Here is a 21,878-nt window from a genome sequence, read left to right on the forward strand (position 1 = left end):
CGCCCGAGCAAGGATTGAATGCGATAGGGCCTCTCAAGCCCAGCTTCTTCCGCTAGCATCCACCCTGTCTTGCGCTCAGCCCGCGACATAAGGCCTTCAATGAAGGCACCGGCAGATGCGCGTTGCTCTGAGCGCTTAAGCGCTGGAGCAATCGCCGCCTTCATCTCCGTCAACGCTTCGCGCCAGTTAGTCCCTGTACCCACCCAATCTGACACACTCATGACAATCTCCGCTCATCCTAACCAACGAAAGGGAATCATGATTTTCCATTATGCGCAACTGTAGTACTAGGTCTGTTATCAGGCCGGGGGCGGATAGATACCGTGCAGCACCGCGTCGAAATGGTTTTCGATATGGCGGGTGCAGGAGCACGACAGCGCGCGCAGCGCATGCTCATCCCTGATCACCAAAGTGCCGCGACGTGAGGCGATGATGCCGTCACGGCGCATGTCGCCGATCACCCGGCTGATGAAGGTGCGCCCGACGCCCAGCATGTTGGCCAATTGCTCCTGCGTCATAGGGAATTCTCTTTCGCCGGTGCGCGCCAGACCAGCCAGAATTAGCTTGGCGACCCGTTGCCGGATGGTGTGGGTGGCGTTGCAGGCGGAGGTTTGGAACACCTGCGCCAGAAGGCAATCAGAATAGCGCGCGAACCAGTGGCGCAGGCTTAAGGATTCGATCTTGAGCTGCTCCAGCGCCGAGGTTTTGATGCGCAGGAACAGGCCCGGTATGCGCACCACCGTCGTCGAATAAGCCGGCACATGACCATTGGACACGATACCTCCAATCGCGCCTTCGCGGCCGACATAGCCGACATCAATGGCATCTCCGCTCTCGTCGCTCAGGCAAAAGGCCGCCAACGCGCCGCCACACGGAAACCACGTGTCCAGAACATCCTCGCCGGCACGAATGAGCACATCATCAGCCTTTGTTTCCAGCGCCAGCATATGGGGCTCCAGCCGGGTGCGATCCTCTACCTGGAGAACCGACAGGAGCGCGTTTTGGGCCAGTTGGGCTTTGGTTGGTGCGGGCATGAAATAATCCGGCAATGTGACTTGGAGTGTGCACTAGTGAACAGACGGCGCCCACCTTAAGTGTTACTCGTGAACACAACGCCTTGCCACGCATACGACGGTCTTCAGGTTTAGGATCAGGTGCATAAGGCATCAATGTGCCCCTGACAGCGCTCCATAAAAATGACGTGTCTTTTTATGCTGCTGAAATATAAGGAATTCCCGTGACCTCCACTGACACCAGCGTGCCTGCCGGCGCCTTGCGCATCCTGATCGTGGAGGACAATCATGCCGCCGCGCAAGCCACCGGCCTGATGATCGAAGCCATGGGTCATGACTACCTGATCGCTCACACACCGGGTCAGGCGTTGATGACGGCTGAAGCGTACGCCCCGGACGTCGCCCTGATCGATATCGAACTGCCCGGCATGAGTGGCTTTGATCTGTGCCGCGAACTGCGTGCTTTGCCGGAATTGCAAAAAACGCTCTGCATCGCCCAGACGGGCTGGCAACATGACGATTACCGGCACCGCGCCGATAGCGCCGGTTTTCATCATTTCCTGGTCAAGCCGGTCTACTTTGACGTCCTGAACGCCCGCCTCACTGAGATTGCTGCCGAACGTCCTGCTTCTTAGCCAGTTCGGTCTTGAAGGCTTCTAAGCTCAAGGGGCGTCCAAGGAAATCCTGGATCAGCACATTGGCGTCTTCCGAACCACCCGGCTCCAGCACCAGCTTGCGATAGGCCACGGCTGTCTTTTGATCGCGGATACCCGCGGCCTCGAAGCGCGTGAAGAGATCAAGCGCAATCGCCTTCGACCAGACATAGGTGTAATAGATCGCCGAATAACCATCGAGATGACCGAAGGCGGCATAATAATGCCCCCCTGGCAAAGCAGGATACAATGAATAACGCGCCAACTGCGCATCGAACATAGGCTGCAGGTCGAAATCCGGTTTACGATTGTAGAAATTAAGCGACACCGCCGAAAGGGCCAACTGCCCCTTCCAACTACCCGCCTCACCGAAACGACGTCCAGCGTTCATCTTTTGCACTAAGGCCTCTGGAATAACCTCCCCCTTGTCATTGGAAGCGAAGGTTTTCAGCGTGTCGTAGTTCCACGTCCATTCTTCCAGCAGTTGCGACGGCGCCTCGATGAAGTCCCATTGCAGATTGCCCATGGACTGAACGCCATAATGCGTATGGCCGGAATACATGGCGTGAATCAGGTGGCCGAACTCGTGCAGGAAGGTGGTGACGTCCTCGTGATCCATCGGACCGGTGGCGGGGAAGTTGCAGATGAGCGCGCCTACCGGTATCTGCCGGCCTTCGATGCCGGTGCGGATCGGGAACTGCGCCGCATGGTTATACTTGCCATCGCGCGGGCTCATATCGAGATAAAAGCGCCCCACCAGCTTGTCGGCGTCATAAAGCTCCCACGCCGTGACGCTCTTGTCCCACACCGGCGTATTCCATGGCCGGATATCGGCGCCGAACAGGTCATGCACCAACCTGAAGATGCCATCGCGTGCCTTATCGAGCGTGAAATACTGACGAACCTCCTCGGCGCTGACATCGTACTTTTGCTTGCGGAGCAGGTTCTGCATGTAGGAACTGTCCCAGCGCTGCAGTTCGGTGATCGAGGGATCGACCGTCCTGGCGAAGGTCAGCAGTTCGGCATAGTCGGCGTCGGCGCCCGGCTTGGCGGCGACATTGACTTCATCGAGGAATTTGGCGGCGCGTTCCGGCGAACCGATCATCTTGTCGATGGTCACCTGCGCCGCATAGTTCGGGTAACCCAGGGTCTGCGCCAGAGCATAGCGCTGTTCTAGCAGGTTTTTCAGCACCGTTTCATTGGCTGGATAGGCACGGTTCTGGAAGGCGATCAGCATTTTCTTGCGGGTCTCACGCACTGTAGCAAAATCCAGAACCGGGAAAACGTCCGGATAGTTGAGCGTCAGGTGGACAAGACCGTCCGCGCCCGGCTTATGGGCGTCGATGAAGTCCTGCGGCACGCCGGCCAGTTCTTCCGGCTTGAAGGCGATATCCCCCTTGTCGTTGCGGATATTCTCGCCGAATTTCAGACCGGTTTCGGTGATCTGCTTTTGCAACTCGGTAACGCGGGCACGGGTGGCGTCATCCTTGTCGACGCCGGACAGGCGATAGTTGGTCAGCATCTTCTGCAGGGTAAAGCTGGTCTTTTCGTCGAGCCCCTTGGTCGGGATAGCCGCGAGACGATCATAGATGGGGCGTGACAGGCTGACCGCCGTCGCCAGGTCCGACAGCTTCGGGATGCAGGCCTGCGCCGCGTCGCGTACCTCTTTCAGAGGGCTGGTTTCGGAGAAGAGATACATCTCGTTGCTTCCGTCGCCGAGCACCAGCAAAAGGGTGTCGAAGCCGGCGAAATCCTCACTAAGGGTCGCCGGGCCTTTGCGCGTCTCCAGCGCCGCCTTGGCCTTGGTGCCGAGGGCCAGAGTCGACTCGCAGCGCGCCGTGATGGCCGCAGCCGTAGTCACCGTATCGGGGAAGGCTTTCAGATAGGCGGTGACTTCCTGATCCAGCGCGGTGGGGGCCGCCTGAACAGACAGGGCCGTACTGGCCAGAAGTGCGGCGGTGAAGGTCAGGCGCGTGAGAAACGACATGATGAACCCCTCGGAATGGTTGTGCGCACAAGAGATAACGTCATTATTTAAAACGCGCAATCCTTTGCTTGTTCCTTATTTTCATGGGGCGAAGTCCTATGGGATTCTTATGTTGTGAAGCGTCCAATCTCCAAAGGTTACCGCATCTGTTTCCATTGGAGGTCCAGTATGCTGAAAGCTTACCTTGACGCCCTCATCCAGATGGGCCGACTGACCGTCCGGGTTAATCCCAACCGCACCTATCACTTTGGCACAACCGATCCTGAGCATCCCGAACGCGATGTCGCCATCTGGTTCGACCGGCCATGGACTGCCTTCAAGGTGGGGATGCACCCTTACCTGTATTTCGGCGAAGCCTTCATGGAAGGCGACCTGATCATCGAAAAGGGGCTCGCTGTGGAGCCTGATGGAACTGATCGGCATCAACCTGAAAAACGCACCGGATCGCGGCTTCGTGGCCCGCGTACTGCACAGGCTGAAAAGTTTTCTGCCCAGTCATTCCTTGACCGCCTCGCGCGCCAATGTAGCGCACCATTACGACCTGTCTGAGCGGCTTTACCGTCTCTTCCTTGATGAGGACATGCAGTATTCCTGCGCCTACTTCCAGCGTCCGGACGCCACGCTCGAAGAAGCGCAGATCGCCAAGAAGGACCATATCGCCGACAAGCTTTTCCTGTCACCCGGTCAGAGCGTGCTCGACATCGGCTGCGGCTGGGGCGGCATGGCCCTGCACCTGGCCCGTCAGGCGGGTGTCAACGTCACCGGTGTCACCCTCTCCACCGAACAACTGGCTGTGGCTGAAACGCGGGCTCGCGAACCGAGCGTCAATGCTCGCGTACGCTTCGAGCTATGCGACTACCGCGAGGTCACCGGCCTGTTCGACCGCATCGTCTCGGTCGGCATGTTCGAGCACGTCGGACTTGCGGGTTTCGACGGTTATTTCCAGACCGTCGCCGATCGGTTGAAGGACGACGGCGTGGCCCTGATCCACACCATCGGACGGCGCGGCAAGACCGGTGGCCGTTCGGCCTGGCTCAACACATATATCTTCCCCGGTGGCTATATTCCGAGCCTGTCCGAAATCACCGATGCCGCCGAGAAATCCGGGCTTTTCATCACCGACATCGAGTCCCTGCGCCTGCATTATGCCGAGACTATGCGGCACTGGCGCGAACGTTTTCAGGCCCATCGCACCGAGATCGAAGACCTCTACGACGCGCGTTTCGGTCGCATGTGGGAGTTTTATTTTTGCTACTGCGAACTCGGTTTCCGCTATGGCGATCTGATGGTGTTCCAGATCCAGCTCAGCAAAAAGCTCGATACTCTGCCGATCACGCGCGACTATATGATGTCAAAACCTTGCGCCTCGCTGCCTGAAGCAGAAACACCGGTTCAGGTCTCGGCTTCATCCTTCGCGCGCGGCGCCTTGGAACCCAGCGCCACCACCGCCATCAGGGCCGGCACCAAGGCGGTTTCCTGACCGGGAACGGCGAAATAGCGCGGCTGCCAGTCGGGCTTGAACTTTTCCTTATAGGCGCGCAGGCCCTCGAAATTGTAGAAGTCACCGCCAAACTGATAGATGAGAGTCGCCAGCTTGTGCCAGGCGCTGCTTAAGGGCTTGGCTTCCAGGCCCGCCAGCGGCGCCATGCCGAGGCTGAAGGCGCCATAGCCCTGCTCGCGGCTGTACTGTATAAGCTGGAGAAAGAGATATTCCATGATGCTGGCGGGTGATTCCGGATCGTAGCGCATCAGGTCGAGCGTCAGCAGCGCCTTGTCCTGCGTCGGCCACAGATTGGCGAAGGCCATGATACGGCCATCGAGCTTCACCACCGCCACCGGCGTCAGGCGCATATAGTCCGCCTTGAAAGACCCGAGCGAATAGCTTTTTTCCTTGGCCGATTTGGTTTTCAGCCAGGCATCGGACACTTCTTTCAGGCGCGTAAGATGCGGCTCGACATCCTCGACCGCAATAACTTCGAAGGTGGCGCCCAGCCCGTCGAAACGCTTGAGTGTCTGGCGAAAACCGTAGCCCTTCTTGCCCGCCAGATCAAAGCTCTGCACATAGACCAGCGCCTCTTCACCGATCTTGTAAGGCCACAGGCCAAGATCCAGCATCAGTGGCAGCATCGACGGACTGACCTGGTAAAAGCTCATGCGCGCATTGGCCAGCGAGGCCATTTCTTTCAGTTCCCAGCACAGCGCCGTGGCCTCGGCGACCGGCCCCACGGGTTCGCCCATCACCACCCACTGCTTGCCGGAGACGCCGTACATCAGGAAGGCGGTGCGATCGCCATTCCACAGGATATGCTTGTCACGCAAAAGGGCCAGCCAGGCCTGCGGGTTTGAGGCCTCTTCGACGACCGCCTTGAGTTGATCGATATCCTCGGTCTGCGGTACAGGCGGCAACATGCGCGCAATGCCGAACAGCCTGTACAGCGCGATCAAGGCGATGGTGACGCCCATGACAACGATGCCGCGCAGGAAGCGTGAGGTGTTGGCATGGTAGGAGACATCGACCCACAGGAAATGAGCATAGGGCACGTTGTTGTAAGCGTAGAAACCGATCCAGACGATGAAGCTGAGCGTCGCCAGGCTTATCACGCCCCAGAAGGGGTTGATTGACATGGTGAGCAGGTTGGAGCGGCGATTGAAGGCGCTTTTGCACGGGATCAGCAGCAGGGCGCAGATGATCAGCATGACCGCGTTGATCAGGGCCAATTCGCGGGTCAGCGAGAAGACCGCGCCGCCGCACAGCAGGAAGAGCGCTATGTACCACGCGGTGTCGATGCGTTCCCACAGGCCGCGCGCCAGAAAGATCATCAGCACGCCGATCACGGTGCCGATGGCGTGCGAGAATTCGACCAGACCGAGCGGCAGGCTGCGCTCGACAATCGGCATGACGGCGGGATCGATCGGCGTCAGGACCGAGATCAGCAGCAGGGCGCCGGCGGTGAACATCACCACCGCGAAGATCATGGGGATCAGGCGCGCGGCGGAATCAAACAGAATGTGGCGGATATCGGACTTGGTTGTCATATATCGCTTTCACCACAGTTCGCGTCTGCGGACAAGCGGCAGCTACCCCGCCTTGGCGCACCAGGTGTCGCGGATGTCGAGTTGACGACACAGCGACTGCGCCTGACTGTCATCGGTCACGGGCCCAACGCGCAGGCGCACCATCGGTTTGCCGGCAGCGGTGGTGATGCTTTGATAAGTGGGGCGGTATTGCTCAATGCCGGGATAACGTGCCTGCAAACCCTTCCAGGCGTTCTGCGCCGCGTCCGCCGAAGCGAACGAACCAATCTGGATCAGCCGACCGGCGCTCGACGCCGCCACAACGGCAGGCGGCGCCGCGGCCACACCGGTCTCCATAGGAGCATTCATGGCCGAGGGCATTTTCAACGGATCGACAATGGCGATGGTGATTTTGGGATTGACCAGTGGCCCCTTGGCGTCACGCAGCAGGCCGCCCTCGCCGACGGTCAGATCCTTGGCGGTCTTGACCACCAGTTCGACATCCTCGCGGTTAAGGCTTTTCGCCTCCGCGTGATCGACCGGCTGGCCGCTGGCGTCGACCGGCACCGCCTTGATGCGGGCCAGAGATTCCTTCAGGTTTTGGCTGTCACAAGCCGTCAGCGCGGCGGCGGACACCACCGCAGCGCACAAAATGAAAGCTTTACGAAAGGGGGATGGATCGGTCATAACGCCGACTATGCGCCAAACCCGCTTAAAGAGGGTTAGGAAATATGGTTAATAACGGACAGTTGATCATGCCGGATACCGCCCCGATGAGCTTCGAGACAAAGCGCGTTCGCACCCTGCCCGCCTTACGCGAGGCTATAACCGGTTTGCGCTCGAGCGGGGCCACGATCGGCTTCGTGCCGACCATGGGCGCCCTGCATGACGGGCATCTGGCCCTGGTGCGCCATGCCAAATCCCTGTGCGACAAGGTGGTGGTATCGATCTTCGTCAACCCGCTGCAATTTGCCCCCACCGAGGATCTCGACCGCTATCCGCGTGACGAGGCCGGCGATGTCGCCCGCCTGCAAAGCGTCGGCTGCGATCTCGTCTATCTGCCCACCGTCGATGTGCTTTACCCTGAAAACTTCGTCAGCCGCATCGAGATGAAGGGGCCGGCGCTCGGACTGGAAACCGACTTCCGGCCGCAGTTCTTTTCCGGTGTCGCCACCGTGGTGTCGAAGCTGTTCCATCAGGTCCGCCCCGATGTGGCCGTCTTCGGTGAAAAGGACTTCCAGCAACTGGCCGTGGTGCGCGCCCTGGTACGCGACTTCGATATGGGCATCGATATTGTGGGCCTGCCGACCATCCGCGAAAGCGATGGCCTCGCCCTCTCCTCGCGCAACGCCTACCTGACGCCCGAGGAGCGCGCCATCGCACCGAAACTGCATCAGGCGCTGAAGGCCATCCGCGACGGCGGCAGCATCGAAGACGCCAAGGCCGAACTCACGCGCGCGGGCTTCGCGCAGATCGACTACATCGCCCTGCGCGACGCTGAAACTCTGGGCGATATCACGCCGGATACCAGGTCCCGCCGTCTGCTCGCCGCCCTGTGGCTCGGCAAGACGCGACTGATTGATAATATCGCGGCCTGAAAGTGATGAAAAACATCCAGATCATTGATGGCGCAGATAATGCGACTTTTAGCATTTTTCAGGCAAGCGACGAAGAATTCGCCGCCATATTTCCACAAAACCGCGATATGGAATTGATTGAAGATTTTACCGAAGAGGTTTTAGCGCATATCTGGAACCGCCCGATACTTAAGAGGGATGCAATAGGAATACATGGCACGCTCTTTTATGATTTTGAAAATCGGCATGAATTTCTTCCAGCAAGCAAACGCGAAGTGGACTTGGATCCAAGCTTCATCAACTTAGCCAAGCGACAGATGTTCGAGCGTAAACGTTAAAGTTACCAAACGCCCGCCTCTTTCAGCGCTTTCATCATATCCGGCGGCAGGTCGGTTTCGCCTTCGATGATATCGCGCGGCGCGTCTTCCGGCTTGAGATACCGCCAGCCCTGAAAGGCGCGGCGCGGCTGCGCTTCGGTGAGAATGTTCTTTGTGCTCAAGCCCACGCGCCAGTGATCTGCCTCTTCATCGAACGACACGATCTCGCGCCGGCACAGGATCACGCCCTTGATGACCCAGTACAACGATCCGCCGTCGAGCAATTCTTCCCAGCGTGTCGGGCGGTTGCGGGTGTGGATATAGGACACCGCACCGCGCGCCTTTTCCCAGCCCAGAAGATCGTCCAGACTGTCGGCGCCAACGCATAATTTTACCAGATGAATGTCACTCAACGCGGAACAGACCTTAACAGGGTTAAAAAACAGGCTTAAAGTTTTAGAAGCAAATCAGGCGCACATCTAGTGCAACACTAGAATTGTGCTGAGGAAATGATACCGCGTCGTCGATATGTCCAGTGAACATCATAAAAAACCACACCCATCCCTGCAGGATGCCCTTGAGAGCCTTTTCGGCACCACACTTGGGCAAAGTGCCAGCCTGATCTCCCTGCCCGGCGGCTCACGCCTTTTCAGCGCCGGCGACGAATCGGATCACCTTTACCTGCTGCGGTCAGGACGCCTCGGCGCTTTCCGCCACGATGAGGATCACGACGAATTGTCGCTGATCGGCATTATCCGCCCTGGTGAGCCGGTCGGCGAAATGTCGCTGATCGCCGGCACACACCATACCTCGACCGTCATCGCCCTGCGCGATTCCGACCTGCTAGCCATGCCACGCGAAGATTTCTTCGATGCCATGGAATCAAAGCCGGAACTGACGCTCGCCCTGGCGCGCAAGATGATCGCGCGCGCCAAGCGCGAAACACCCAATGTCACACCCAATGTCTTCGCCTTCTATGCCCTGAGCGAACAGCCCATACGCCCATTGATCGAGCGCATCGCCGTGCAAATTCGGGAGCTCGGCTATCGCGTCGCCATACTCGACAAGGATTTTCACGGCACCGCACCGGAGGCCTTTACCCAGATCGAGGCGGACAACGACTATGTGCTGCACATCGCTGAATGTCACGAAAGCCACTGGCGGCTATTGAGCGCGCGTCAGGTCGATCATGTTTTCCTGCTGGCCGATGCCAGCCAGAAACCCAATCCCACCGCCAGCGCCTGGGAAAAATCCCTGCTCCATCGCGCGCCCGATCTCGTCCTGCTTTACCCCGAAGGTGTCGCCAAGGCGCATACCCCCGGCCGCACCAAGGCCTGGCTGGATGTAATCAAGCCGACGCGCTGGTTCCACATCCATCACCATGATGTCAGTGGTGCCGCCCGCATCGCCCGCATCGTCGCCGGACACAGCGTCGGCGTTGTCTTCTCCGGCGGCGGCGCCCGTGCCTTTGCAGAGATCGGTGCCATTCAGGCCCTTCGTGAAGCGCACATCCCGGTCGATTTCGTCTGCGGCTCCTCCATGGGCGCGATCCTCGCCGCCAGCCTGGCGCTGGGCTGGGACGAGGCCGAGATCGACACGCGCATCCGCGATGCCTTCGTCAACTCGTCACCACTTGACGATATCGTCATGCCGTTCATTTCGATGGTCTCCGGTGCCAAGGTCGACAAGCGTCTGGAGAAACACTTCGGCGAGGTCCAGATCGAGGACATGCCGCTCCCCTATTTCTGCCTGTCGTCCAACCTGACCACCGGCGCACTTAAGGTTCATAAGACCGGACTTTTGCGTCAGGCCCTGCGTGCGTCGATTTCGTTGCCGGGCGTCTTGCCGCCCGTGGTGGAGGATGGCGAGGTGCTGGTCGATGGCGCGGTGATGCGCTCCTTCCCCGCCACCATGATGCGCAATACCCATCTCGGCACCGTTATCGGCGTGGACGTGACGCGGGCGCGCGGCCTTGATCCAAGGGCGCTGCACGTGCCGAAAAACCTCGGCGCGTGGTTCGCGCGTGGCGACTGGCGGCGCGGTCCGCCGATTGTCTCGGTCATGATGCGCTCGGCCACCATTACCACCGCGGCTGATCTGGCCATGTCGCGCGCCGCCACTGATCTGCTGATCATACCCGAGCCCGAAGGCGTCGAGATCCGCGACTGGAAGGCTTACGACAAGGCGGTGGAATCCGGTTACCAGACCACGGTGGCGACGCTGTCTCAGCTCGATTCACCGGTCACGACCCTGCGCAAGCTCGGCCACAGCGTCCATCCGAACATTCCGGCCTTCACGCCCGATGACAGCTATATCGCCGCGACGAACGCGCCACCGAGCCAGAAGACCCGAAAATAGCCCAGAGCGCTTTTTCGAAAAGTGTGACGCACTTTTCGGATCAAAAAGCGCGTAAATACAAAAAAATTAGAGCGCCGATCTGATCCAATCAGATCGGAATACGCTCTAATCCTTGAGACCGCCGAGGCGTTTCAGGATCAGCCAGACCGAGATCGATACGAAAAGAATGCCCGCCGCCGCCATGATGATGGAAACGGTGGTGTAGGTATCGACCAGACCGGCGCGGACAACCACCTGATCGTGCGTCGCCTGCCACCACGCACCGGTGGCGAAGCCCAGGCACCCCAGACCGACGCCGCTGAAAATAATCAGCCACATGGTCTCGGCTATCATTTGCCACCAGGTTTTTTCCTCGCCTTCATGCTCTTCGGATGACAGGGCGATACGATCGCCATTCATCATCCACGCCTGATCGTCGTCCTCATAGGTTTCGGTGGTCTGGAAATTGGACGAAGGGCCGGCGCGCAGGAAAGGCTGTTCCGGTTCGGCGGCCACTTGTGAAGCCGGCGCCTGATAATCCTGCGGCAGAGGACGCTGGAGCTGGTCACGCCAGTGCAGGCCGCCAACTTCGGCCGCGATGGGCGCATTCGACGGCGCCGACAGATTGACCGGCGCCGGACGCGGCACCTCGACCACTGTCACGCTGGCGGTGTCCGGCGTCGCCACGGGCTTGGCATAGGGATTGAGCGCGGTGATGACCGGCGGCGGCATGGTGGCGGCCGACGGCACGGGCGCGAACGCAGGCCGCAAATCTGTTTCCGGTGTCAGATCTTCGGCGCGCGAAGCCACTTCAAACGGCGCCGATTCAACCTGCGACGGCGAAATGACGCTGTGCTGGGTGAATTCGGGCGCGGGCTCGACCGGCTCAGGCGCGGGCGCGGAAACCGGCGTTGATGTCACAGTTTCGGGCTGGCTGGCCGGCTTGGCCGGGAAGAGGTTGGGCGTCAGCGGACGGCCGAGATTGCCGCCGCCATAGGGCGAATAAAGACGCATCAGCGCCGCGGCGGCTTCCGCCTTACGTGCTTTTTCAGCCTCATCGGCTGCGGTCGGCTCCGGCGCTTCGGCGCTTGTCTGGCGATCGCGTTCTTCCTGTTCGCGCCTTTCCTGCTCAAGCCGGACCTGATCGGCACGTTCGCGCGCGATCCGCTCCTGTTCAAGATGGACCTGTTCGGCATGGGCGCGCTCAAGACGCTCACGTTCAACGCGCTCTTGCTCAAGTCTGGTGGCTTCAAGTTGGGCCGCTTCGATACGGGCCTGCTCGGCAAGCTCCTGCTCGATTCGGGCGCGCTCAAGGCGCTCCTGCTCCCACTTCAGTTCCTGCTGGCGGGCCTGTTCCAGCCTGACCTGCTCAAGGCGGGCCTGATCTAACCGGGCTTGCTCCAAACGCGCCTGCTCACGCGCCCATTCGGCGCGTTCCAGTTCCTGACGAGCGGCTTCCTGACGCGCCAACTCCTGACGCGCGGCCTCGAACTGTTCCTGCTCGATTCGTGCCTGTTCGATACGGGCCTCGGCTGCCCGCCACTGATCCAGGCGCGCCTGCTCACGACGCGCGGCTTCCTGGCGGGCCTGTTCGGCGCGGGCGGCTTCCATGCGCTGCGCATCCAGAATAAGGGCTTCTTCGCGCAAACGCGTTTCCTCGCGCTGGCGCGCCTCTTCGACCGCACGGGCGGCGGCGACGGCCTGCGCCATTGCCTGAGCTTGGGCTTGGGCTTGGGCTTGGGCTTGGGCCTGAACTTGAGCCGCCTGAGCCGCCCGGGCGGCCTCTTCACGCTGGCGCTGTTCTTCCTGAGCCCGTGCGATGCCGGCCTGAATCTCGGCGCTCATCGCCGGCTCTACCGGCGCTTCCGGCGCGTAGGGTGACACATCGGCCATACGCACGATGGTCGGCTTTTCTGGGGGCTTCTCTGCAGGCGTCTCAACCGACGCACTGTAAGGCGAACCGAGATCGATAATCTGGCGTTGCGTCGGTGACGCCACCGGCGCGGCCGGGGTGGCGTAAGGATTGTGATAGAGCGCCGGATCGGGGACTGCGGGAGGCGCAACGGGAATCTCAACCGGCGGGGCGATCGGCGCTTCAACCAAGGTGTCCTCAACAGGTCGACCCAGGGCTGCGGCCTGATGACTGATATCTTCCGGAGTCAGGAACAGGTCTTTTTCGGCGGCACGGCGGCGGATCAGCGGCGCCAGAACATAGGTCTGACCGTTGAATTCGGCCGAACGCCAGCTATCCATGGCCAGGGCGGCTTCACTCATCCGGCCTTCGTTGATACGCTTGAGCACGCTCGACGCGGCGAAATTTTCGGTGCCGATATTGAAAGCAAACGAGACCAGGGAATCGAACTGGTTCTGATTGAGGGGAACAAGCACGAGATTGTTGATGGCATCCACCACCGGCAACAGATCAAAGCGCAGCAGGGCGTCGGCGTCTTCCTGCGTGACACGGGCGCCTTCGCGGGCGGAAAAGGTATGACCATAGCCAAGCGTCCACCGTCCGTCCGGCAGGCGGGCGGCCAGTGTGCGTAACCCCTCAAAACTCTTGATGAGTTCAACCCCCGCGCGGGAAACTTTTTGACGCGCTCTCATCCGTAATCACAGCCCCTGAACTTGGCCCTGAAACTGGCCCCAAAGCCCGCAAAAGACAGGCATAATACACCCGATTGCCCCAAAACAAGACAGTTCGGGCTCTTATGCTTAAGTCTAGCAAACCACAGACCGTTTAAGATTTACAAGAGTATAATCGCGGCCAGGCCTAAGAAACTGAAAAAGCCGCAGAAATCGGTGACGAGGGTCACGAAGATGGGCGATGCGCCGGCCGGATCTATACCCAGTTTCGACGCCCCCATGGGGATCAGCGTGCCGGCCAGAGCCGCCATGGTGAAGTTGATCAGGATGGCACCGGCGATCACCCCCGCCAGTTTAAGATCATGCCAGAAGATGAAGGTCACCGCCGCCAGTCCCGCCGCCACGCATGCGCCCACCAGCCAGCCGGAGACGACCTCACGCCACAGGGTGCGGGTGGCGTTGGCGGCCGTCAGTTCGCGCGCCGAAAGCGCCCGCACCGAAACGGTCAGGGCCTGGGTGCCGAAATTACCGCCGATCGAGGCCACCACCGGCATCAGGCTGGCCAGCACGACCATCTTGACGATCTCACCCTGGAAGGCGTTGATCACCGTTACCGAGGCGAAGGCGGTGGCCAGATTGATCAACAGCCACGGCAGGCGTGACTTGACCATGCCCATGATGCCGGTATCCCGGCCTTCGATATCCGACACACCACCCAGTGCGAGAATATCTTCGCGGTTTTCCGCCTGGATGATGTTCACGATGTCATCGACCGTGATCTGTCCGACCAGACGGCCCGATTCATCGACCACCGGCGCCGAGATCAGGTGATATTTTTCAAAGACGTAGGCGACTTCTTCCTGATCCTGATCGACCGTGATTTCGGTGATCGGCTCCATGAGTTGCGACAACGGCAGATCGCGCTTGGTGCGCATCAGCACCGACACCGGCACGGCGCCCACCGGCTTGTGGCTCGGATCGATGACATAGATGTCGAAGAACAGTTCCGGCAGATCGTCGCCGTTTTCGCGCATATGGTCGATGGTGTGACCTACGGTCCAGAAGGCCGGCGCCGCCATGACTTCGCGCTGCATCAGGCGGCCGGCGGTTTCTTCCTCATAGGCCAGCGAGGTGACGATGGCCTCGCGCTCGGATTCCGGCATGGCGGCCAGAACCGCCTTCTGCTGGTCTTCCTCAAGATCTTCAAAGACCGCCGCGGCGTCGTCGGAATCGAGTTCCTGCAGCACCTCGGCGATATCGGCCGTGTGCATGCTCTCGATAACTTCCTCGCGGATGTCATCGTCGAGTTCGGGCAGGATATCGGCCAGAGCGTCGGAAGGAATCCACGGAATGACCTCTTCGCGGTAGTCTTGCGACAGAAAACCCAGAAGGTCGGCGATATCGGCGTAATGGAGCGCGTCGAGCAGTTCGCGCAGACGCAGGCCGTCGCCGCGATCTGCCGCATCGATGACCAGCGAGATATATTGCGGATTAAGGGCGTAATCGTCCTTGAGCGCGAAATCTTCGATCTGCTCGGGCGTGATCAGCTCGGCGTCGATCTCGTCATTGTCACGCGTATCGCGGCGCTCTTTGACGGGCGCAGCAGCCACGGTGATGATGTCAGGTTCAGAAGAATCGGGCTTTTGAGGGGTTTCGGACTTCTGGCTCATCGCTCAGGCTCCCCTTGCTACGCTTAAGCGTGCACCTCAAAATTTAACCCCGGCTTCCGTCGACCCCGCCCTGGTATTGGCTTGGTCTAGCTCTGCTTAAGAGCGAAGGCTGGTGCGGTCAAGAAGACTCGAACTTCCACGGGTTGCCCCACAGCGACCTCAACGCTGCGCGTCTACCAATTCCGCCATGACCGCATGCCATCCGGAGAGGGGCGCAAATAGCAACACTTGAACGCTTTGGGAAGCCCTTATTCGCAAAAATATGGGGGTATCGAAAAATAAGCTGAAAAAGTCAGGTGCCGATGGCCATAAAGTCATAAACATTGGCCTGGCGGGTCACGACGATCGAGATTTTTTCCTCGAAAATCTGGATTTCACCGCGCGCAACCGGATGATTGTTGGCCAGAATCCACACCTCGTCGTGCTCGTGGGCGTCAAGCGGGATCACGGCGCCACGGCCCATGCGCAGAAGTTGCGCCATCGGCAGAACCGAACGCCCGAGAAGTACAGAAATTTCGACGGGAACAGCGCCCACCTGATTCGACACGAAAAACGCCCCTTAAACCCACGCAACACCGAGGGAGCCCCTATATTAGGGCCTTGCCTCTTAACAACTTATGACACATTGAAGCCACATGCTTTCCGAGACGTTAAATCCTGAAGAAAACACCCCGCCCTTTGCCAAAAAGGCGGGCGCACCGCCGGAATGGGTGGTGGCGCCCTCGCCCGTGCCCTATCCGGAAGCGCTGGCCTTCATGGAGGCGCGCGTCGCGGCCATCCACGCCGGAGAAGCGCGCGAGATGGTGTGGCTGGTCGAGCACCCGCCGCTCTATACCGCCGGCGTTTCGGCCAAACGCGAAGACCTGATAGCGCCCGACCGCTTCAAGGTTTTCGACGCCGGCCGCGGCGGGCAATATACCTATCATGGTCCCGGCCAGCGCGTCGTTTATGTGATGCTTGATCTCAACCAGCGCCAGAAGGACGTTCGCGCCTTTGTGCAGGCGCTGGAGCACTGGATCATCGACACCCTGTGGCGTTTCAACGTCGAGGGCCATATCCGCAACGGCCGCGTCGGCGTGTGGGTCGAGCGCAAGGACAAGGGTTACGAGCCACTAACGGAGGACAAGATTGCCGCCATTGGCATCAAGCTGCGCCGTTGGGTAAGTTTCCATGGCATCAGCCTGAATGTCGAGCCCGACCTGTCGCATTTCGACGGGATCGTGCCCTGCGGCATCACCGAACACGGCGTAACCAGCCTGCTCGATCTCGGCCTGCCCGTGACGATGGACGAGGTGGATTATGCGCTGAAACTAAGCTTCGAAGCGCTCTTCGGCCTGGTTGAAGAAAAAGATTTAACCACGGATAAGGCACGGATGATGCGCAAGCGCATCGACACGGATAGGGCACGGATTTCATAGAAATTTTCGAGAGCCCCACGTGTTACGAAGCATGATTGACGGCAAAGCCGTCCGACATTCGCCTTGCAACACTATGTCGGCAAACAGTAAACTATGCGCCAGAAGTAGCACATAAAATCCGCGCCCTTATCTGTGTAGATGGCTGAAGGCCAGCATCCGTGCCTTATCCGTGGTTAAACCTCATCTAACCTTCAGCCTTCGCGCGGCGCCAGGCGGAACAGAGTGCGGCCGTAGCGGTTATCGCCGCGCTCAACATGTCAGTCAGTTTTGTTCACGCGACGCCAGGCGGAACAGAGTGCGGCCGTAGCGGTTATCGCCGCGCTCACCGGGCATAACACACAGGTCGATCACAGCCCAGATCAGCACCACCACCGCGATGAAATCGAAAAAGCCGGTCGGCGCCGGCCACACCATGACGATCGCCAGCAGGATGATCGCCGCCCACCAGCCGGAACGACCGCGATCGTGCAGACGCTTCGACAGCACACAGGCGCCGCAATAAAAGAAAACCGGATAGACGATCCAGCCGAGGAACTGCAAACCGCCTGTGACCACCGACTCATAAACCGCCAGGGCCAGCAACAGGATAGCGCCGGCGATGATCGATGGCACCTGCCCTGCCCGGCCGGTGGAGGAAAAGAACAGTTCGCTCCAGTCGATCTTGGGGTTCATGCGCGGCTCCTTGGGGTCACATACAGAGTTCCAACTATACTATAGCGGCTCGCTATAAAAGCGAAAACCCGTCTGTGAGGCACACGGCTTACTGCGTCAGACGCGTCTTTTTGATCGCTTCAAAGACCGAGGCCAGAGCCGTATTGATCTGGCTAGAATTGCTGAGATCGTAGAAATAGTCGGGTCGGCTGGCGCAAGCCCGGAGCATGTCCGAATTGCCTTCGATCACCTTGATGACGAATATGGTTATGCCCAGCTTTTTGGCGTTGGTACAAGCCAGCGAGGTCCGGGCGTCGATGTAGGGCGCATTGGCGTTATTCGCGCTGCCGTAATCACGGTTGGCGTTATTTATACCGTCGGTGACCACGATCATGTATTTCTTCGTAGACTCGTCAGTGAACTTGACGCCACCTTCCAAAGGAATGCTGGGCGATAAGGCTTCCATCCCCCATTGCACGCCGATAGTGATGTTGGTCGTAGCGGAGGTGCCGCCGGGTTGCAGAGTCTGCACAAAAGCGCGCGTAGTTGTAATATTGTCCGAAAGCGCCTGTATCGGCTTGAGTGTGCTATCGACACAATCACGGGCATTATAGAGTGTCTTGGGTGGATTTACATTATAGGCATCAGCCGAAGCATCGTAATCGTAGCCGGTGCCATGGACGCGATCGATGATGCAGCCCTGCCACTTGCTCTTGTTTTCGGTCATCGCCGGAATATTTTGCCAGTAGGTGCCGGCTGCCGAACCAAACAGACTGGTGACAGACTTGGAGACCGCCGTCGATGCGCCATAACCATTGCCGTAGCTTGTCGAATAGGTGATCGTGCCCGCTGCTGCCGTGGCAAAACACGTCGCCGTCTTGGTCGAATCGAAACAGGTGCTTTTCGTGGCATCGGCGTTCGTATAATCATTCGCCGTTCCCGTGGAACCAACTTCGGATTCCAGCGTGTGTGTTGTCGACGTGCTGGTCGAGCCCGAGGTCGAGGTCTTGCCGGTTTCAGGATCGGTCGTCGTGACAGGCGTCACATTTACCGTCTTCGAGGTCGTATAGGTCTTCTCAGCATACTTATAGACCTTGCCGCCGTACGAGGCGACCATATAGGTGTTGTAGTATGTCCGCACCACACCACTGACGGTTTGGGTATAGGTCTGTGTATAGGCCTTGATGGTCGCCTTGCAGTCCGCCACATAGCCCGCAGGTGCCGATTTACATACCTTACCATAAGTATCGCGCAGTGTGTTACAAAGATAACCGTTGGTCCCGCTCTTGCAGCCTTCCGACGAGCTTTCAGTACCGTAGTCGATATAGGGATAGTCCGTGCCGGCAGTCAGACGCACCTGCTTATGAAAGGGCACGATGGCTACCTTGGTACCAGACACATTAACGCCGTTGACCAAGAGGCCCGACAACACACTATCAACCGACGACTTGAGATTCACCATCTTGTTGTTGTTAGCCATAGAGCCGGTGGAATCCAGAACAAGCGCGATTTCTGACTTCATCATCATCGACTGCGCCTTGGACACGACCGCGACGGCGACTTGCTTCATACCGATGAATTGAGAGAAAATAGTATCGACATTGGCATTAACGCTATAGGTCTGCGTCATGACGTTGCCTGTTGTTTCAGACTTCAGACCGGCGCTGATGATGGTCGCCTTGGTGTCCGTAAGATCGGCATGAAAAGCCTTACCCGCAGCAATATTGCGCTCATCATCCGTTGCTCGGGTCATGCTCATCACGCTGAGCACCGCCGCATCTGAGGCATCCTGAAGGGCATGACGCGCCATGAGAACACGCGAAAAATCCAATGCGCCCCCCACCGCCATGATGATCACGAAAGCCGACAGGCCAAAAATAATGATCACATTGCCCCTCCGTTCTCTGGAGAAAGCAGCTAAGATATTAGCAACTGAGAGTCCGGATTTAACCTTGGGCAAGGATTGGGTCATAATTTCCACCATGAAGTTCAAGAACGACGGTACTTCAAAAAGCTTAAATTACCGTAAGCCATCGCAATGAACGCAAACTCTCACCGCATCGGCCGACACCATCGAGAAAGGGCGCCCTGTGAAGAGCGCCCTTTCTTCTTTTGAAGCTCAGCCTTAGTTGGTAAGCGATCAGCTGGCCCCGTAGGCTTTAAAGTTCCACGGCATGAGATCCTCGAGTTTTGAGATGGGCCATCCGTTGGCGAGCCGTTCGAGCGTTTGTGTAAGCCAGGCCGCAGGATCGACATCGTTCATTTTGCAGGTCTGCAGAACGGTTGCGATGGTCGCCCAGGTTCTGCCTCCTCCATCGGAGCCAGCGAACAGACTATTCTTTCTCGTAATTGTCTGGGGCCTGATGGCGCGTTCGACAACGTTGGAGTCGATCTCGGCCAGGCCGTTATGTAGGAATACTTCGAAGCCCTCGCGGCGCTTGAGTGCGTATCGGATGGCCACAGCCAACTTTGATTTTCCCGATATTCTGGGCAGCGTAGTTTCCCAGAGCTTAAACAAGTCAGCGACGACCTTGGCGGAGTTTTGTTGTCTGGCTTTGGCTCGTAGTTCAGGTGCCCGGCCGCGGATGTCGTCCTCGACCTGCCAGAGCGCCTTCATCATTTCGACCGTGGCGGTCGCAACCGGTAAGGCGTCCGACACATGCAGATCGTAGAACTTCCGTCGTAGATGCGCCCAGCAGCCGGCAAGGACTGCGCCGCTATTGGCGGCGCCTTTCGGTGCAATGCTGTTGTAACCGTTATAACCATCCACCTGCACAATACCATTATAGCCATCGAGATGATCGGCCACACAGTCACCGGCGCGACTATCTTCGAAGCGGAACGCCACCAGGATGGGGCCCGAGCCGCCGAACGGTCGATCATCACGGGCATAGGCCCAGAGATAGCATTTTCGCGCCTTGCCCGTCCCCGGGGTCAGGGTCGGCAAGGTGGTCTCGTCGGCGAAGATGCGTTCGGCTTGTTTGATCTGATCGAGGATATAATCGCTGATGATCATCAGCTCGAAGCCGACTGCTCCCATCCATTGGGCCATCAGCCCGCGGCTAATCTCGACCTTGTCGCGCGCGTAAATCGCCTCCTGGCGATAGAGCGGCAAGCCATCGGCATATTTCGAGACGGCGACCTGAGCCAGCAGGGCTTCGGTCGGGATGCCGCCTTCGATGATGTGGGGCGGCGCCGGCGCTTGGATGACGCCATCCTCGCCCTTAAACGCATAGATGGGCCGGTGAGTGACCATAACGCGGAACTTCGCCCGCACGACGTCGAGGCGTTCGCTCGTTTCCACGCGGATCAGGACCTTGGTCTTGCCCTCGTGCTCAGGCAGGGCTTTCGGCTCGATGGTTTGTTCGATGCGCTCCAAGTGAGCTGGGAAGGCCTTGCGTGGCCGAGGGGCGCGCTTGGGCTTATCACCACTGCCAGCCTTTTTAACCAAGGTCTCCAACTCGGCGATACCTGTCGCGATGTCGTCGAACAGTTCAGCCTGCTGCTCATCTGTCAGAGCAATATGGCGCAGCTTCTCAGACTTGCGGCCGAAGCGGGCTCGACTGAAGATCTTCAGGATCGATGTGAGGTTTTTGATACGCTCTTCAGCGTCCGCATGGATATGCGTCAGATCCTGAAGACGGGCCTCAGCGAGTGCGTTTTCGACCTTAAGATTTGCGACTTCCGCTTCCAGGACGCCAGCCTTTTGTGCCATAGCCAGCGCAAACGCTTTGAGCGCTTCCACGTCATCTGGCAGGGTAAAATCCGGTCTCTCCATAGCCCCAAACATAGCACATATCGGGTTGATTTGCCTACGTTTTTACTCGATTTTGGCGAACAATTTCGTGCATTTAGCCAACGATTTCAGGGGCCTTTACACCGATGACGCGGACCTTTTTCCAGTCCAGGCCATCGAGCAAGGCAAGCACCTGGACGTGGTTCAGCTGGATGCGGGCGGGCCCAACCCTGGGCCAGATAAACTGAGATTTTTCCAGGCGCTTCGCATACAGGCACACGCCGGTCCCGTCCCACCAGACGATCTTTATTCTGTCGGCGCGTTTGGCCCGGAACGCATATAGCGACCCGCTGAACGGATCACTTCCCGCAGCTCGAACCAAAGCCAGCAAAGAGTCAGGTCCCTTGCGGAAGTCGATCGGAGACGCCGCCAGGAAGATTTTCACGCCCGCCGGGATCATGCTTGGCGCACCGCGCGGATCACTCGGACCAGATGCCCCTCATCAGCGGCGGAGCAGGCCCGGATGGTGACGCCGTCGACAACGATTTCGATGACGGCACGAGACACGGCGCCCCGCTCTGCCGCGAGAGGCGTATTTTCCAAATCGTGCAAAAGTCCACGATCGCGGGCAAACCTGCGCCAACCAAACAGCTGCCCCGGCGATATCCCGATCTCTCGTGCCAATGCCGAAGCGTTCACGCCCGGAACCAGCGAACGCGATGCCATCTCGGCTTTGTAGTCGTCAGCCCACTCTCGACGAATTCGACCAATAGAACCCGAGCCGGAACTGACGACCTCCACAAATTGGAAGTTTCTATCCCTACGCATATCTCCAGACATAGAAGTTCACCATCGCAACGCTTCTGGGTCTGATAGCATGGCCGAAAACTACCAGCTATATGGGGCCAACTGCACGCTTAC

General features: G+C 58.9%; 20 protein-coding genes, 1 tRNA gene and 1 pseudogene. 7 read left to right on the plus strand and 15 right to left on the minus strand.

The genetic code is table 11. The annotated features are described in order from the left end of the window. Window positions 1-221 (minus strand): annotated as a pseudogene (locus B060_RS27655) (IS701 family transposase); the annotation flags it as partial. A 78-nt stretch (window positions 222-299) separates the two neighbouring features. Then, the gene (locus B060_RS0121300) at window positions 300-1,034 is read right to left on the minus strand and encodes a Crp/Fnr family transcriptional regulator (RefSeq protein WP_031221433.1); all 735 of its coding nucleotides are present in this window, start codon (window positions 1,032-1,034) and stop codon (window positions 300-302) included. 203 nt (window positions 1,035-1,237) lie between these two features. Here B060_RS0121300 and B060_RS0121305 point away from each other — a divergent pair, with 203 nt between their 5' ends. Then, a complete protein-coding gene (locus tag B060_RS0121305; protein WP_018083840.1) occupies window positions 1,238-1,648 on the plus strand; it encodes a response regulator in 411 nt (136 codons plus the stop codon). Here the strand turns inward: B060_RS0121305 and B060_RS0121310 are convergent. Then, complete coding sequence (locus B060_RS0121310) at window positions 1,614-3,653, minus strand: M3 family metallopeptidase (protein WP_018083841.1); 2,040 nt, start codon at window positions 3,651-3,653, stop codon at window positions 1,614-1,616. The two genes, B060_RS0121305 and B060_RS0121310, sit on opposite strands and share 35 nt — an antisense overlap. A 168-nt stretch (window positions 3,654-3,821) precedes the next feature. On the opposite strand from B060_RS0121310, the gene B060_RS27840 reads away from it, so the two are divergent. Further along, on the plus strand, window positions 3,822-4,202 hold the full coding sequence (locus B060_RS27840; RefSeq protein WP_201768142.1) for a hypothetical protein: 381 nt from the start codon (window positions 3,822-3,824) through the stop codon (window positions 4,200-4,202). Further along, window positions 4,156-5,133, plus strand: a complete 978-nt coding sequence (locus B060_RS25490; protein ID WP_201768143.1) for an SAM-dependent methyltransferase — start codon at window positions 4,156-4,158, stop codon at window positions 5,131-5,133. The genes B060_RS27840 and B060_RS25490 overlap by 47 nt, the downstream gene beginning before the upstream one ends. On the opposite strand, the gene B060_RS0121320 is transcribed toward B060_RS25490, so the two are convergent. Together B060_RS0121320 and B060_RS0121325 are read right to left on the minus strand one after the other, a co-directional pair. Further along, window positions 5,046-6,689 carry a phosphatidylglycerol lysyltransferase domain-containing protein gene (locus B060_RS0121320; protein WP_018083843.1) on the minus strand — a complete coding sequence of 548 codons (1,644 nt, stop codon included), beginning with the start codon at window positions 6,687-6,689 and terminating at the stop codon, window positions 5,046-5,048. The two genes, B060_RS25490 and B060_RS0121320, sit on opposite strands and share 88 nt — an antisense overlap. Before the next feature lie 42 nt (window positions 6,690-6,731). After that, a complete protein-coding gene (locus tag B060_RS0121325) occupies window positions 6,732-7,355 on the minus strand; it encodes an SPOR domain-containing protein (protein WP_081606979.1) in 624 nt (207 codons plus the stop codon). A 68-nt stretch (window positions 7,356-7,423) separates the two neighbouring features. On the opposite strand from B060_RS0121325, the gene panC reads away from it, so the two are divergent. Continuing rightward, complete coding sequence (gene panC / locus B060_RS0121330) at window positions 7,424-8,266, plus strand: pantoate--beta-alanine ligase (RefSeq protein WP_026173046.1); 843 nt, start codon at window positions 7,424-7,426, stop codon at window positions 8,264-8,266. A 5-nt stretch (window positions 8,267-8,271) separates the two neighbouring features. After that, window positions 8,272-8,583, plus strand: a complete 312-nt coding sequence (locus B060_RS0121335) for a hypothetical protein (RefSeq protein WP_018083846.1) — start codon at window positions 8,272-8,274, stop codon at window positions 8,581-8,583. A gap of 2 nt (window positions 8,584-8,585) precedes the next feature. Here the strand turns inward: B060_RS0121335 and B060_RS0121340 are convergent, their stop codons facing one another. Beyond that, entirely contained in the window at window positions 8,586-8,975 is a 390-nt protein-coding gene (locus tag B060_RS0121340; protein WP_018083847.1) for a DUF1489 family protein, read from the minus strand. 115 nt (window positions 8,976-9,090) lie between these two features. Between B060_RS0121340 and B060_RS0121345 the strand changes: the two genes are divergently transcribed. Further along, complete coding sequence (locus B060_RS0121345) at window positions 9,091-10,920, plus strand: patatin-like phospholipase family protein (protein WP_018083848.1); 1,830 nt, start codon at window positions 9,091-9,093, stop codon at window positions 10,918-10,920. 105 nt (window positions 10,921-11,025) lie between these two features. Here the strand turns inward: B060_RS0121345 and B060_RS28275 are convergent, their stop codons facing one another. The 4 genes from B060_RS28275 to B060_RS0121365 all read right to left on the minus strand — a co-directional run bounded on the left by B060_RS28275 (window position 11,026) and on the right by B060_RS0121365 (window position 15,699). Next, entirely contained in the window at window positions 11,026-13,503 is a 2,478-nt protein-coding gene (locus B060_RS28275) for a glycoside hydrolase family protein (protein WP_023447468.1), read from the minus strand. A 140-nt stretch (window positions 13,504-13,643) separates the two neighbouring features. Next, window positions 13,644-15,152, minus strand: coding sequence for a magnesium transporter (gene mgtE, locus B060_RS0121355; RefSeq protein ID WP_018083849.1), 1,509 nt, complete (start codon window positions 15,150-15,152; stop codon window positions 13,644-13,646). 110 nt (window positions 15,153-15,262) lie between these two features. Further along, a tRNA-Leu gene (locus B060_RS0121360) sits at window positions 15,263-15,347 on the minus strand. Window positions 15,348-15,444: 97 nt separating this feature from the next. Then, window positions 15,445-15,699 carry a FliM/FliN family flagellar motor switch protein gene (locus B060_RS0121365; protein WP_018083850.1) on the minus strand — a complete coding sequence of 85 codons (255 nt, stop codon included), beginning with the start codon at window positions 15,697-15,699 and terminating at the stop codon, window positions 15,445-15,447. 88 nt (window positions 15,700-15,787) lie between these two features. Here B060_RS0121365 and lipB point away from each other — a divergent pair, with 88 nt between their 5' ends. Next, window positions 15,788-16,570, plus strand: coding sequence for a lipoyl(octanoyl) transferase LipB (gene lipB / locus B060_RS0121370; RefSeq protein WP_018083851.1), 783 nt, complete (start codon window positions 15,788-15,790; stop codon window positions 16,568-16,570). A 261-nt stretch (window positions 16,571-16,831) separates the two neighbouring features. Here the strand turns inward: lipB and B060_RS0121375 are convergent, their stop codons facing one another. From B060_RS0121375 to B060_RS0121395, 5 genes are all read right to left on the minus strand, one after another. Then, entirely contained in the window at window positions 16,832-17,242 is a 411-nt protein-coding gene (locus B060_RS0121375; RefSeq protein WP_018083852.1) for a DUF805 domain-containing protein, read from the minus strand. Between the two features lie 88 nt (window positions 17,243-17,330). Further along, window positions 17,331-19,109, minus strand: coding sequence for a TadE/TadG family type IV pilus assembly protein (locus tag B060_RS0121380; RefSeq protein ID WP_018083853.1), 1,779 nt, complete (start codon window positions 19,107-19,109; stop codon window positions 17,331-17,333). 252 nt (window positions 19,110-19,361) lie between these two features. Beyond that, complete coding sequence (gene tnpC / locus B060_RS0121385; protein ID WP_026173047.1) at window positions 19,362-20,999, minus strand: IS66 family transposase; 1,638 nt, start codon at window positions 20,997-20,999, stop codon at window positions 19,362-19,364. A 73-nt stretch (window positions 21,000-21,072) separates the two neighbouring features. Next, window positions 21,073-21,417 (minus strand): IS66 family insertion sequence element accessory protein TnpB, encoded by a 345-nt coding sequence (gene tnpB, locus B060_RS0121390; RefSeq protein WP_018083855.1) that lies wholly within the window; start codon window positions 21,415-21,417, stop codon window positions 21,073-21,075. After that, window positions 21,414-21,785, minus strand: coding sequence for a transposase (locus B060_RS0121395; RefSeq protein ID WP_157405697.1), 372 nt, complete (start codon window positions 21,783-21,785; stop codon window positions 21,414-21,416). Before B060_RS0121395 ends, tnpB begins: the two co-directional genes overlap by 4 nt. Window positions 21,786-21,878: the final 93 nt, after the last annotated feature.

This window comes from Asticcacaulis benevestitus DSM 16100 = ATCC BAA-896 (assembly GCF_000376105.1).
GTDB classification, from domain to species: domain Bacteria; phylum Pseudomonadota; class Alphaproteobacteria; order Caulobacterales; family Caulobacteraceae; genus Asticcacaulis; species Asticcacaulis benevestitus.

Excerpts from the sequence above, each read along its gene's own strand:
- B060_RS28275 (WP_023447468.1), bottom strand. The coding sequence starts at position 13,503 with ATGAGAGCGCGTCAAAAAGTTTCCCGCGCGGGGGTTGAACTCATCAAG.
- mgtE (WP_018083849.1), bottom strand. The coding sequence starts at position 15,152 with ATGAGCCAGAAGTCCGAAACCCCTCAAAAGCCCGATTCTTCTGAACCT.
- panC (WP_026173046.1), top strand. The coding sequence starts at position 7,424 with ATGCCGGATACCGCCCCGATGAGCTTCGAGACAAAGCGCGTTCGCACC.
- B060_RS0121325 (WP_081606979.1), bottom strand. The coding sequence starts at position 7,355 with ATGACCGATCCATCCCCCTTTCGTAAAGCTTTCATTTTGTGCGCTGCG.
- B060_RS0121300 (WP_031221433.1), bottom strand. The coding sequence starts at position 1,034 with ATGCCCGCACCAACCAAAGCCCAACTGGCCCAAAACGCGCTCCTGTCG.
- tnpB (WP_018083855.1), bottom strand. The coding sequence starts at position 21,417 with ATGATCCCGGCGGGCGTGAAAATCTTCCTGGCGGCGTCTCCGATCGAC.
- tnpC (WP_026173047.1), bottom strand. The coding sequence starts at position 20,999 with ATGGAGAGACCGGATTTTACCCTGCCAGATGACGTGGAAGCGCTCAAA.
- B060_RS0121320 (WP_018083843.1), bottom strand. The coding sequence starts at position 6,689 with ATGACAACCAAGTCCGATATCCGCCACATTCTGTTTGATTCCGCCGCG.
- B060_RS0121335 (WP_018083846.1), top strand. The coding sequence starts at position 8,272 with ATGAAAAACATCCAGATCATTGATGGCGCAGATAATGCGACTTTTAGC.
- lipB (WP_018083851.1), top strand. The coding sequence starts at position 15,788 with ATGCTTTCCGAGACGTTAAATCCTGAAGAAAACACCCCGCCCTTTGCC.
- B060_RS0121345 (WP_018083848.1), top strand. The coding sequence starts at position 9,091 with ATGTCCAGTGAACATCATAAAAAACCACACCCATCCCTGCAGGATGCC.
- B060_RS0121375 (WP_018083852.1), bottom strand. The coding sequence starts at position 17,242 with ATGAACCCCAAGATCGACTGGAGCGAACTGTTCTTTTCCTCCACCGGC.
- B060_RS0121395 (WP_157405697.1), bottom strand. The coding sequence starts at position 21,785 with ATGCGTAGGGATAGAAACTTCCAATTTGTGGAGGTCGTCAGTTCCGGC.
- B060_RS27840 (WP_201768142.1), top strand. The coding sequence starts at position 3,822 with ATGCTGAAAGCTTACCTTGACGCCCTCATCCAGATGGGCCGACTGACC.
- B060_RS0121310 (WP_018083841.1), bottom strand. The coding sequence starts at position 3,653 with ATGTCGTTTCTCACGCGCCTGACCTTCACCGCCGCACTTCTGGCCAGT.